This window comes from Micromonospora globbae (genome assembly GCF_003610785.1).
GTDB lineage: Bacteria > Actinomycetota > Actinomycetes > Mycobacteriales > Micromonosporaceae > Micromonospora > Micromonospora globbae.
The window spans coordinates 161,246-173,445 of record NZ_RAQQ01000017.1; the positions used below are offsets into that span (position 1 = coordinate 161,246).

The following is a 12,200-nucleotide window of genomic DNA, read 5'->3' on the forward strand; positions in this document are numbered from 1 at the left end:
AGGGTTCCCAGACCCCTCGGGCGGCGGCTTCGGCTCGATCCTGATCCACCTGTGGCGGTGCTGAGGATGGGCATGGTGTGGCGTCGGCGCGACGTCGAGGAACTGGATCGCCCGGCATCGACCGGCGGCCGAGGACTGACCGCGGGCGGCTTCCTGGCCGCCCCGGCGGGACGGGGACCGGCCCACCCGGAGCCCCCGCACCGGCGGGTCTGTTCGGGGCGCTCGTCTAGGCTGGCCGGCCGGAGGTGATGCGCGTGCGGCACGCGCCGGTGGCGAACGCGGCGGGACTGGTGGCGGGCTACGCCCTGGACCGGCTGTTCGGCGACCCGCGCCGGTGGCACCCGGTGGCCGGGTTCGGTCGTGCGGCCGGTGCGTTGGAGCAGCGGATCTACCGGCCGGACCGCACCGCGGGCGCGGCGTTCACCGCCCTGGCCGTCGGTGTGCCGGTGCTGCTCGGCGCGGCCGCCACGGTGGCGACCCGCCGGCGGCCCGTCGCCCGGGCGGCCCTGGTCGCCGCGGGGACCTGGACGGTGCTGGGCGGTCGCACCCTGCGCCACGAGGCGCACGTGATGGGGCGTGCGCTGCGTGACGGAGACCTGCCGGCCGCGCGGCAACGCCTCGGGCACCTCTGCGGTCGGGACCCATCCACCCTCGACGAGCCGGAACTGGCCCGGGCCACCGTCGAGTCGGTCGCCGAGAACACCTCCGACGCCGTGGTCGCCCCGCTGCTGTGGGGCGCGGTGGCCGGGCTGCCGGGCCTGCTCGGCTACCGGGCCGCGAACACCCTCGACGCGATGGTCGGGCACCGCTCGCCGCGGTACGCGCGCTTCGGCACCCCGGCCGCCCGCCTGGACGACCTGCTCAACCTCGTGCCGGCGCGACTGACCGGGCTGCTCACCGTGGCGGTCGCCCCAGTGGCGCACGGCGACCGGGAACGGGCGTGGCGCGTGTGGCGGCGCGACCGCAACGACCACCCGAGCCCCAACGCCGGCCAGTGCGAGGCCGCGATGGCGGGTGCGCTCGGCGTACGGCTCGGTGGCCGCAACGTCTACTTCGGCCGCTCCGAGGTGCGGCCGTTCCTCGGCGACGGGCCGCGTCCGGAGGCGCGACACCTCCCACGGGCGGCCCGCATCTCCGGTGCCGTGGGGCTGGCCGCCCTCGCCGTGGCGGCCGTCTACCCGCTGACCGCCGGACGGCTGGTGGCCGCCGCCGGCCGCCGTACGCTGCGGGCCGTGGTGCCCGCCCGCACCCGACGGGCGGCGCTCCGCCCCGCACGTTCCGGCGACGCGCCGGGCGGGAGCCGGTGGGGGCTGCCGCGACCCGGCGTACGCGACCGTGCCGAACCGGCGGCCCTGCCTCGGGGTGCGGCGGCGACCGGGAGGCGGCGGTGAGCGGCGGGCTGCTGGTCGCCGGCACCACGTCCGACGCCGGCAAGAGCGTGCTCACCGCGGGCATCTGCCGGTGGCTGCACCGCCAGGGCGTGAAGGTGGCGCCGTTCAAGGCACAGAACATGTCCAACAACTCGGCCGTGGTCGTGGGGGCGGACGGGCGCGGCGGCGAGATCGGCCGGGCCCAGGCGATGCAGGCCGCCGCCTGCGGCCTCGCCCCGGACCTGCGCTTCAACCCGGTGCTGCTGAAACCGGGCAGCGACCTCGCCAGCCAGGTCGTGCTGCTCGGCGAGGCGGTCGACACGGTCACCGCCGGCACGTTCCGGGAGCTGCGACCCCGCCTGGCACAGACGGCGTACGCGGCGCTCGCCGAACTGCGCGAGGCGTACGACGTGGTGATCTGCGAGGGCGCCGGCAGCCCCGCCGAGATCAACCTGCGCGCCGGTGACTACGTCAACATGGGGCTGGCCCGGCACGCCGGGCTGCCGACGATCGTCGTCGGCGACATCGACCGGGGCGGCGTCTTCGCGTCCATGTTCGGCACGCTGGCGCTGCTCGACCCGGCCGACCAGGCGCTCGTCGCCGGCTTCGTCATCAACAAGTTCCGGGGCGACCTCGGCCTGCTCCGCCCCGGGCTGGACATGCTGCGCCAGGTCACCGGCCGCCCGACGTACGGGGTGCTGCCCTGGTCGCTCGACCTCTGGCTGGACGCGGAGGACTCCCTCGCGTACGGCCGGGTGCTCGGCCGCCCCGCGGCCCCGCACGGCACCGACTGGCTCGACGTGGCCGTGGTCCGGCTGCCCCGGATCAGCAACGCCACCGACGTCGAGGCGCTCGCCACCGAACCGGGCGTCCGGGTGCGGCTCACGGTCGAGCCCGCCGAACTGGCCGCCGCCGACCTGGTCGTCCTGCCCGGCTCCAAGTCGACCGTGGCGGACCTCGCCTGGCTGCGGGAGACCGGCCTCGCCGACGCGGTCCTCGCCCACGTCGCCGCCGGCAAGCCGCTGCTCGGCATCTGCGGCGGCTTCCAGATGCTCGCCCGGGAGATCCACGACCCGGTGGAGAGCCGGCGGGGCAGCGTACCCGGCCTCGGCCTGCTCCCCATCGAGATCACGTTCGACCCGCGCAAGACCGTCCGGCAGTCGGTGGGCACCGCCGGGGAGGGGGTGCCGGTCCGCGGCTACGAGATCCACCACGGGTACGTCTCCACGGCCGACCCGGGGCTCACCCCGCTCATCACCGCGGCGGACGGCACCGGTGAGGGTGCCGTCCTCGGCGCGATCCACGGTACGCACTGGCACGGCACCTTCGAGTCCGACGAGTTCCGCCGCCGGTTCCTCACCGAGGTGGCCCGCCTCGCCGGCCGGCACGGATTCCGGGTCGCCCCGGACACCGCGTTCGCGGCGGCCCGGGAACGGTCGCTCGACCTGCTCGGCGACCTGGTCGAGGAGCACCTGGGCACCGACGCCCTCTGGCGCCTCATCGAGTCCGGCCCGCCCGCCGACCTGCCCTTCGTCCCCCCAGGCGCCCCACACCTCTGAGACGCCGACCCGACGCGCAACCCTCACCTGAGCCCGCGCCCGGCCCCGGCAGTCGGCGCCAGGTTGCCGGTGCCCCAGCGCCGGCAGCGGGCGCCGGGTTGCCGATGTCGGTGCCCGGGGTGGCCGTTTGCCCGGTGCCGTTGCCCGGGGTGGCCGTTTGCCCGGTGCCCGGTGCCCGGTGCCCGGGGTGGCCGTTCGCCCGGTTCCCGGTTCCCGGTTCCCGGTGCCCGGTGCCCGGTGCCCGGTGCCCGGTTCCCGGTGCCCGGTTCCCGGTGCCCGGTGCCCGGTGCCCGGTGCCCGGTGCCCGTGCAGAGGTGCTCGGCGCCCACGTGCGCGTGCTCGATGCCCGGCGGCCGAACGGGCAGCTGCCCGGTGCGCGGCGTCCGAGGCGTGGCCCATCCAAGGGGCCGCAACTTCGCGGAGTTGTCGTCGCTCGCGCGTGGGAGGTCGCTGTTTCCTGGATGTTGTTGTATCCCGGGATGGTCGAGGCCACTACTTCCGGGTTGTTGTGGTCGTTCCGTCCCGAGGGGCAACGTCCCGGGGGATGCCGCGTTCGGCGCCGTTGTTGGCCGCGTTGCCCTTGGCGTGGCGTGGCGTGGCGTGGCGAGGCGGGGCCGGGCAGGTCTGGTCGCCGGAGTTGTGCGGTTCGCGGAAAGGCTCCGACTTCCCGGTGCTGCCGCCGTGCCCGAAGGTTGAGCCCGCCTCGCTCGGCTCAGGTGTGCGGGGCGCAGCTTGACCAGTGCGCTCCTGCCGGAGGAGGCCACAACTTCCTGGATGGTGCTGTCACGCCGCGCGAGTGAGGCGACTCTTTCCGGGATGTCGTTGTCTCCCTGTGCGGTGAGGCCGCTCCGTCCCGGATGTTGCCTCGTTCCGCACCGGGAGGACACCTCCCGGGTGTTGCCCTCGCCGGACGCAGAGCCCACTACTTCCTGGATGTTGTTGCCTTTCCGCACCGCGGAGGCCACTACATCCATGATGTTGCGGTCGCTCCGCCCGGAGGCGACTCATCAGGGATGTCGCGTCATTCAGGGACATCGCGGTCGTCCTGCGCGAAGGTTGCTCGCTTCCGCGGGTCACTCGGCGTGCGGGATCCCACTACTTCCTGGGAATTGCCGCCTCCCTCGGCGGCGGAGGCCACCACATCCAGGATGTCGCGGACCAGCCGCCTCGCTCGGCCGCGGAGGCCACTACCTCCGGGGTGGTGCGGGCCAGCCGTCTCCGGTCAGGGGCGGACGTCGGCGGGGCCGTCGGAGAGCGGCAGGCCGGCGGTGATCCAGTCCTGCACACCGCCGATCATGTCGGTCGCCCGGCGTAGCCCCAGCGCCTGGAGGCTCGCCGCCGCGAGGCTGGAACTGTAGCCGTGCCGGCACACCACGACGATCTCCCGGTCGTACCCGGTGGCTTCCGGGATGCGCCACGGGCTCGCCGGGTCGAGCCGCCACTCCAGCACGGTCCGGTCGATGACGATCGCGCCGGGCAGGTCGCCCTGCTCCCGGCGGTGCCGATCGGTCCGGATGTCGACCAGCAGCGCGCCACCGCGGACCGCCTCGACGGTCTCGTGCGGGGTCAACCGGTGCAGCCCGGAGCGGGCCTGTTCCAGCAGGGCCTCGACGCCGGGGCTCATCACGTCACGGAGCACGTCTCGATCATGCCGAGTGGACGGCTGTCCCACCCGGCGAACGGGTCGGCGGCAACCGGTGGGTGACGTGATTCCCCCGGACGTGATCGGCGCACCGGACGGCCGTACCCCGAACGGGGCGGCGGACCCCAGGCCGAGGGAGATCCGACGCGGCCAGCGCGTCGCGACCCCGGCATACTGGCGCCGTGCTGACCACGCTCCGAGCTGCCGCGACCGGCGCGTGACTCCGGTCGCGGTCGTCGAGCCGTACGCCGATCTGGCCCGGCGGGTGCTCGCGGGCCCGCCGCGGCTGGGGCGTACGCGTCTGGTGGCGGTCGACGGGCCGAGTGGGGCGGGCAAGAGCCGGTTCGCGACGCACCTCGCCGATGCCCTCGCCGCGCTGCCCGGCGGCGGTCGGCCGCCCCTGGTGCACACCGACGACCTGCTCGACGGTTGGGACGACCAGTTCACCTTCTGGGCCCGGTTGGAGGAGCAGGTGCTCGCGCCGCTGCGTGCGGGGCGGGCGGGGGCGTACCGCCGGTACAGCTGGGTGCGGCGGGAGTTCCTGCCCGACGTGGTGCCGGTGCCGGTCGGCCCGGTGCTGCTCGTGGAGGGCGTGAGCGCGGCCCGTGCAAAGGCCCGGCCGGAGCTGACGCTCGGAGTCTTCGTCACGGCGCCGGCGCCGCTGCGCCTGGCCCGCGCCGTGGCCCGGGACGGCCCGGAGATCCTTCCGCACCTGCGCCGCTGGCACGCGGGGGAGGAGGCGCACTTCACCGCCGACCGTACGGCCGAGCGCGTCGACCTGGTGGTCGACGGGGCGCCGGGCCTGCCGCACGACCGTGCCCGCTACTACGTGCGCCTGCCCTGACCGGCGTGGCGACCGCCGGCCCGGGCCCGCCGGCTCGGGTCGCTGCGCAACCGCGCCGCTGCCTGCCCTGACCGGCGCGCCGGCTGCCGGCTCGGCTCGCTGCGCAACCAGGCGCCTCAGGACCCGTCGCGCAAGGTGCGGCGCACGACGCGCTCGACGGCACGTCGCCAGCCGTCCGATCGCTCTGTATCCCTCCACCGGCCCGGGCGGGCACGGTAAGGCCGGCATACGATGCCGGTCATGACCACACCGATCATGTCCGAGTCCGAGATCCGGGCCGCCGTCGAGCGGGAGATGCCCGGCGTCCGCGCCGACCTGGAACGCCTCGTCCGCATCCCCGGCATCGCGTTCGACGGCTTCGACCACTCGCACGTCGAGCGTTCCGCCGAGGCGGTGGCCGAGCTGCTGCGCGGCTGCGGCCTGGACGTCACGATCGCGCGTTCCGGCGGGCAGCCCGCGGTGATCGGCAGGAAGGCCGCCCCGCCCGGCGCGCCGGCGGTGATGCTCTACGCCCACCACGACGTGCAGCCCGTCGGTGACCTGTCGCTGTGGGAGTCGGACCCGTTCGAGCCGGTGGAGCGCGACGGCCGGCTCTACGGCCGCGGCGCGGCCGACGACAAGGCCGGCATCATGGCGCACGTGGCGGCGCTGCGCGCGTACGGCGACAAGCTTCCGGTCGGCGTGGTCCTGTTCATCGAGGGCGAGGAGGAGTACGGCTCGGACTCGCTGGAGCGGCTGCTCGCCGAGCACCGGGACGAGATCGCCTCGGACGTGATCGTCATCGCCGACTCGGGCAACTGGGACATCGGCGTGCCGGCGCTGACCACCTCGCTGCGCGGCATCGTCAACTGCTTCGTGGAGGTCCGCACCCTCGACCACGCGGTGCACAGCGGCATGTTCGGCGGCGCCGTCCCGGACGCGCTCACCACGCTGGTCCGGCTGCTCGCGACGCTGCACACGGACGCGGGCGACGTCGCCGTCGAGGGTCTGGTCGGCCGGGAGGGCGCGACGGTCGACTACCCGGAGGAGCGGGTCCGCGCCGAGGCCGGGCTCATCGAGGGCGCCGAGTTCATCGGCACGGGCCGGCTCACCGACCGGCTGTGGACCAAGCCGGCCCTCTCCGTGCTGGGCATCGACGCGCCGCCCACCGGGGAGGCGCCGAACGCGCTGGTCCCGGCGGCGAAGGCGAAGCTCAGCGTCCGGCTCGCGCCGGGCGACGACCCGAAGCGGGCGTACGCGGCGCTGCGCGCCCACCTCGAGAAGCACGCGCCGTGGGGCGCCCGGGTGACGGTCACGTTCGAGCACGACGGCGAGCCGTGCGTCATCGACGCGTCGGGGCCGATGTTCGACGCCGCCCGCTCGGCGTTCCGGACCGCCTGGGACGGCACCGACCCGGTGGACATCGGCGTGGGGGGCTCGATCCCGTTCATCGCGACCTTCCAGCAGATGTTCCCGCAGGCCGCGATCCTGGTGACCGGCGTGGAGGACCCGCACGCCCGGGCGCACGGCCCGAACGAGAGCCTGCACCTGGGCGAGTTCGCCCGGGTCTGCCTCGCGGAGGCGCTGCTGCTCGGCAAGGTCGCCGAGGTGGCCCGCAGCCGGAGCTAGGTGTCGAAACCGTAACGCCCGGGTCGATTCTGGACTTTGCGGCGTGTCGCGGGCCACGGTGGTATAGCCTTTCGAACATGAGTACGAACGAGGTGATGGCCCGGTTGCAGGCCGCCGTCAGCGCTCTGGGGGACGTCGACGTCTCCGCGTGGTCCGAGGACACGCTCAAGGAACAGCTCGGTGAACTCTCCGCCTCCCTGGTCGCGCTCGACTCGCTGCTCAGCCGGGTGGCCGACGAGGTCCGGGCCCGCGGGCTGCGGATCGAGGAGCCGGTCTCGGCCTGATCGACGGCTCCGCCGCCGCGCAATCTCGGGGTGATGTCGGAGGTGGCTGGCAGGATGAACCCGTGCGGTTCCTCGACCTGGCAGCCACCTCCGCGGCCGTGGCCGCCACCAGCGGCCGGCGGGCCAAGGTGGAGCTGCTGGCCGGTGCGCTGCGGGCGCTCGACCCGGCCGAGGTGTCGGCGGGCGCCGGGTGGCTCGCCGGCGAGCTGCGCCAACGGCAGACCGGGGTCGGCTACGCGAGCCTGCGCGACCTGCCACCTCCCGCCGCCGAGCCGACGTTGACGGTGGCCGCCGTCGACGCGGCCATCGACGAGATCGCCGCGGTGCGCGGGGCCGGCTCCCAGGCGCGCCGTCGGGCGCTGCTCGGTGCGCTCTACGCCGCCGCCACGCCCGAGGAGCAGCGGCTGTTGACCGGCCTGTTCAGCGGCGAGTTGCGCCAGGGTGCGCAGGCCGGGCTGCTCGCCGACGCGATCGCCCGGGCCGCCGAGGTGCCGGTCACGGCCGTACGCCGGGCGCTGCTGCTCGCCGGTGACCTGCGGGCCGTCGCGGCGGCCGCGCTGTCCGGCGGCGCCGCCGCGCTGGCCGACTTCGGTCTCCAGGTGGGGCGTCCGCTCGCCCCGATGCTGGCGCAGAGCGCGCCCACGGTCGACGAGGCGCTCACCGCGACCGGCACGCCGGCGGTGGTCGACGTCAAGCTCGACGGCATCCGGATCCAGGTGCACCGCTCGGGGCAGGACATCGCGGTCTTCACCCGCAGCCTCGACGAGATCACCGCCCGGGTGCCCGAGGTGGTGGCCGCGGTGCGCGCCCTGCCCGGCCGGGAGCTGGTGCTCGACGGCGAGGCGATCGGCCTCGACGAGGTCGGCCGGCCGCTGCCCTTCCAGCAGACGTCCAGCCGGGCGGCACGGCGCACCACGCCGAGCACCACCGGCCGCTCGCCGGTCGCCCCGGCGGTGCTCGCCGCGGCCGAGACCACCGGCGAGACCGTGCTGACGCCGTACTTCTTCGACCTGCTGCACCTCGACGGCGAGGATCTGATCGACCTGCCCGGCCGTGACCGGTGGGCCGCCCTGGCCGGCGCGGTCGACGAGTCGCTGCTGGTCGGCCGGGTGGATGTCGACGGGCCGGAGCAGGCCGGCGCGGCGTTCGCCGCGGCCGTCGACGCCGGCCAGGAGGGGGTCGTGGTCAAGGCGCCGGACGCGCCGTACGACGCGGGCCGGCGGGGCTCGGCCTGGGTGAAGGTCAAGCCGCGGCACACGCTCGACCTGGTGGTGCTCGCGGTCGAGTGGGGCAGTGGCCGGCGCCGGGGCTGGCTCTCCAACCTCCACCTGGGGGCCCGCGACCCGCGCACGGGCGACTTCGTCATGCTCGGCAAGACGTTCAAGGGCCTCACCGACGAGATGCTGCGCTGGCAGACCGAGCGCTTCCTGGGCCTGGCGGTCGAGAAGGGCGACTGGGTGGTGCGGGTCCGCCCCGAGCAGGTCGTGGAGATCGCGTTCGACGGGGTGCAGACCAGCTCCCGCTACCCGGGCGGGATGGCGTTGCGTTTCGCCCGGGTCGTGCGCTACCGCACCGACAAGTCGGCCGCCGAGGCGGACACCATCGACGCCGTCCGGGCCATCCACGCGGGCCGCCCGACCGGTTGAGCGCCGCCGGTCCAGGGGCACCGCCGCCCGACCGATCCGCCGGTCCACGGGCATCGCCCCGCCCGATCGAGTCTCGGCGGACCCCGCCCGATCGAGTCTCGGCGGACCCCGCAGCGGCGGGCGCCCGGCGCCGGGTCAGGCGGAGGTGCTGGTGGCGGGCTCCGCGGCCCGGTCGACGGGGCGGGGGTCGTGGCCGGCCGCACGGCGGGCCTCCCGGCGGGCGGCCCAGCCGTAGCCGAACAGGGTCATCCCGGCGAAGAGCCACCACTGCACGACGTAGCCGAAGTTCTGCCAGTTGTTGGTGTGCCCGATCGGCACCGCCGTGAAGGCCGGGTCGGCGGCCGGGATCTGCTCGTCCAGCAGCAGGTACGCCCCGTAGACCGGGTACGGCAGCTCACGCGCCAGCCGGGGGACGGCGATCCGCCGCGTCTCCAGCCGCCCGTCGCGTCGCTCCACCGCGCCCGCGCCGCTCTCGCTCTCGTGCACCCGGCCCACCACGGTGACCTCGCCGGACGGCGTGGCGGGCAGGTCCGGCCGGGCGGTCGCCCCGCCCGGCGCCGGCGGGATCCAGCCCCGGTCCACGAGGACGGCGGTGCCGTCGCCCAGCACCAGCGGGGTGACGACCTCGAAGCCCACCCGGCTGTCGACGGTGCGGCTGCGGACGAGGACCATGTTCGACGGGTCGTACCGCCCGGTGACGGTGACCCGGGTCCAGACCTTGTCCTCGGCCGGGGCCGGCCCGGCGGTGCCCGCGCCACCCGTCGGGGCGGACAGCGCGTCGCGCAACGGCGTCGGGGCCATCCTCGCGCCCGCGTCGATCCGCTCGTTGATCTCGGTGCGCCCCCGGTAGCGGTCCAGCTGCCAGTTGCCCAGGAACACCATCACGGTGGCCGCCACCAGCGTCAGCGCCAGGATGCCGAGCCAGCGCGGGGTCAGCAGGAACCGGTACACAGCCACGAGGCTACTCGTATGACCGGCACCACTGCCCGCGACCGCCCGGCTGCGCGTCGCGACAGGACATCGGGTGCCGCTCGCCCGGCGGTCCGGACCGGTATCGTCACCGGGCGGGCAGCCGCCCCGCGACCGCGTACCGCACGCGAGGAGTCGATGATGACCGTCGTGCCGCGCCTGGTGCTCAGCGCGCCGTCCTCCGGCCACGGCAAGAACGCGCTGGCGATCGGGTTGCTCGCCGCGTTCGCCGACCGCGACCTCACGGTCGCCGGATTCAAGATCGGCCCGGATCCGGTGGACGCGGCCTACCTCGGGCTCGCCGCCGGTCGGCCCGGGCGTGTCCTCGACCCGCGGCTGGTCGGCGCCGACCGCCTCGCCCCGCTGCTCGCCCACGGCGCCGCGGGGGCCGGGCTTGCCGTCGTCCAGGGCAGCATGGGGCTGTACGACAGCGTGAGCGGCCGGCCGGAGCACGACTCCACGGCCGCCGTGGCGACGGCGCTGCGCAGCCCGGTGGTGCTGGCCGTCGACGTCGCCGCGATGGGTCAGTCGGTGGCCGCCCTGGTACACGGCTTCCGGTCGTACGACGACCAGCTCTGGCTGGGCGGGGTGATCCTCACCCGGGTCGCCTCGTCCCGGCACGAGGCCATGCTGCGCGAGGCGCTCGACGACCTCGGCGTGCCCGTCTACGGGGCGCTGCGCCGGCAGGACCTGCCCGCCGTGCTGCCCAGCCGGGGGCACGGCGTGGTGCCGGCGATCGGCGGTTCCGCCGAGGCGGGCCGCGCCGTACGCCGGCTGGGTGAGGCGGTGGCCGCCACCGTCGACCTGGACCGGCTGCTCGGGCTGGCCCGGTCGGCCCCGCCGCTGCCGGCCACGGCCTGGTCGCCCGGCGACGAGCTGGGTGACCCGGTGGCCCCGGCCGAGCCGCCGGTGGTCGCGCTGGCCGGCGCCGCGGGCGGGAGCTACAGCCCGCCGGAGACGGCCGAGCTGCTCGCCGCCGCCGGCGCCGAGGTGGTGACGCTCGACCCGCTCCGCGACGAGGCGCTGCCCCCGGGCACCCGCGCGCTGGTCGTCGGCGGGGCGCTTCCCGAGACGTACGCCGAGCAGCTCTCGGCCAACCGGCGGCTCTGCATCGCGGTGGCCGAGCTGGCCCGCACCGGCCGTCCGGTGGTCGCCGAGGGGACGGGCCTGCTCTGGCTGGCCCGCGAGCTGGACGGGCTGCCGATGTGCGGGGTGCTCGACGCGGTGGGGACCAGCCGCGACGGCCTCGTGATCGGCTACCGGGAGGCGACGGCCCGCGCCGGCAGCGTGGTGGCCGCGGAGGGGTCGGTCGTGGTCGGCCACAAGCAGCACCGGGCGGTGCTCGATCCGCGCGCGGGCCGGCGACCGGCCTGGAGCTGGGAGGGCGGTACGCCGGAGGGCTTCGTCTGGCGCAACGTGCACGCCTCGCAGCTCGCCGTGCACTGGGCCGGCTACCCCGGGATCGCGACGCGCCTCGTGGCCGCCGCGGTGGCCGATCCGGCGCCCGATCCGGCCGAGACGGGTTCCGGCGGGGTGCCGGCGTGATCGGTCAGGTCGCCGTACGGCGCTTCCCGGCACTGACCGTCTCGACGCCGCGTACCGAGGTCCGCCAGCTCGTGGCGGCGGACGCCGCGGCGGTCGGGGAGATCCTCGCCGACAAGATGACCCGGCGCTGGCTGCCGCTGGCCGACGACTCCGGGCCGATCGACGGGCACGCGTGGTGCACCGACCTGGCCCGGCAGCGCCGGGACAGCGGGGAGGGCGACCACTACGGGATCATCCGCCGGGAGGACGCGCGGCTCGTGGGCTGCCTGTGGACCCGGCGTACCGACTGGGGCGCCCGGGTCACCGAGGTCTCGTACGCCGTGGCGCCGCACGCCCGGGGCTTCGGCCTGGCCGCCGAGGCGGTGGACGCGGTGGCCATCGCGCTGATCCTGGAGCACGGCTTCCAGCGGGTCGAGCTGCGGGTGGCGCCGGGCAACACGGCTTCTCGGCGCGTGGCCGAGAAGGCCGGCTTCAGCTACGAGGGGCTGCTCCGCAACGCCGGCTACGTCCGCGGCGCCCGGGTCGACCTGGAACTGTGGTCGTTCGTGGCCGCCGACCTCCGCTAACCCGCACCCCGCCGCCCGCCCCGCCCCGCCCCGCCCCGGCCCCGCCCGTTACCTTTTTGATCGTCCCCAGCCGGGGACTGCTCGGTCGCCCGGCCCGGTATGACTTACTGCCCCTGTCGTACGGATGATCCGGGGGGTGTTGTCGCCGGGTCGGGTGGCGTCGACGG

Annotated in this window: 9 protein-coding genes and 1 pseudogene; 8 read left to right on the top strand and 2 right to left on the bottom strand. The window is 75.6% G+C overall.

The features are described 5' to 3' along the window. Nucleotides 1–254 precede the first annotated feature (254 nt). Together D7I43_RS22610 and D7I43_RS22615 are read left to right on the top strand one after the other, a co-directional pair. Nucleotides 255–1,226: pseudogene (locus D7I43_RS22610) on the top strand (cobalamin biosynthesis protein); the annotation flags it as partial. 161 nt (nucleotides 1,227–1,387) lie between these two features. Beyond that, on the top strand, nucleotides 1,388–2,929 hold the full coding sequence (locus D7I43_RS22615) for a cobyric acid synthase (RefSeq protein WP_120330557.1): 1,542 nt from the start codon (nucleotides 1,388–1,390) through the stop codon (nucleotides 2,927–2,929). Nucleotides 2,930–4,151: 1,222 nt separating this feature from the next. On the opposite strand, the gene D7I43_RS22620 is transcribed toward D7I43_RS22615, so the two are convergent. Further along, the gene (locus tag D7I43_RS22620; protein ID WP_120330578.1) at nucleotides 4,152–4,553 is read right to left on the bottom strand and encodes a rhodanese-like domain-containing protein; all 402 of its coding nucleotides are present in this window, start codon (nucleotides 4,551–4,553) and stop codon (nucleotides 4,152–4,154) included. Between the two features lie 235 nt (nucleotides 4,554–4,788). On the opposite strand from D7I43_RS22620, the gene D7I43_RS22625 reads away from it, so the two are divergent. From D7I43_RS22625 to D7I43_RS22640, 4 genes are all read left to right on the top strand, one after another. Then, nucleotides 4,789–5,415, top strand: a complete 627-nt coding sequence (locus D7I43_RS22625; protein WP_192902238.1) for a uridine kinase family protein — start codon at nucleotides 4,789–4,791, stop codon at nucleotides 5,413–5,415. A gap of 255 nt (nucleotides 5,416–5,670) precedes the next feature. After that, nucleotides 5,671–7,023 (top strand): dipeptidase, encoded by a 1,353-nt coding sequence (locus D7I43_RS22630; RefSeq protein ID WP_192902243.1) that lies wholly within the window; start codon nucleotides 5,671–5,673, stop codon nucleotides 7,021–7,023. 77 nt (nucleotides 7,024–7,100) lie between these two features. After that, on the top strand, nucleotides 7,101–7,307 hold the full coding sequence (locus tag D7I43_RS22635; protein WP_120330559.1) for a hypothetical protein: 207 nt from the start codon (nucleotides 7,101–7,103) through the stop codon (nucleotides 7,305–7,307). A 62-nt stretch (nucleotides 7,308–7,369) separates the two neighbouring features. After that, nucleotides 7,370–8,953, top strand: coding sequence for an ATP-dependent DNA ligase (locus D7I43_RS22640; RefSeq protein ID WP_120330560.1), 1,584 nt, complete (start codon nucleotides 7,370–7,372; stop codon nucleotides 8,951–8,953). A gap of 135 nt (nucleotides 8,954–9,088) precedes the next feature. Here the strand turns inward: D7I43_RS22640 and D7I43_RS22645 are convergent, their stop codons facing one another. Continuing rightward, nucleotides 9,089–9,910, bottom strand: a complete 822-nt coding sequence (locus D7I43_RS22645; RefSeq protein ID WP_192902239.1) for an SURF1 family cytochrome oxidase biogenesis protein — start codon at nucleotides 9,908–9,910, stop codon at nucleotides 9,089–9,091. A 153-nt stretch (nucleotides 9,911–10,063) separates the two neighbouring features. Between D7I43_RS22645 and D7I43_RS22650 the strand changes: the two genes are divergently transcribed. Both D7I43_RS22650 and D7I43_RS22655 read left to right on the top strand, forming a co-directional pair. Beyond that, nucleotides 10,064–11,467, top strand: coding sequence for a cobyrinic acid a,c-diamide synthase CobB (locus D7I43_RS22650; RefSeq protein ID WP_120330562.1), 1,404 nt, complete (start codon nucleotides 10,064–10,066; stop codon nucleotides 11,465–11,467). Continuing rightward, on the top strand, nucleotides 11,464–12,033 hold the full coding sequence (locus D7I43_RS22655) for a GNAT family N-acetyltransferase (RefSeq protein ID WP_120330563.1): 570 nt from the start codon (nucleotides 11,464–11,466) through the stop codon (nucleotides 12,031–12,033). Before D7I43_RS22650 ends, D7I43_RS22655 begins: the two co-directional genes overlap by 4 nt. Nucleotides 12,034–12,200 lie beyond the last annotated feature (167 nt).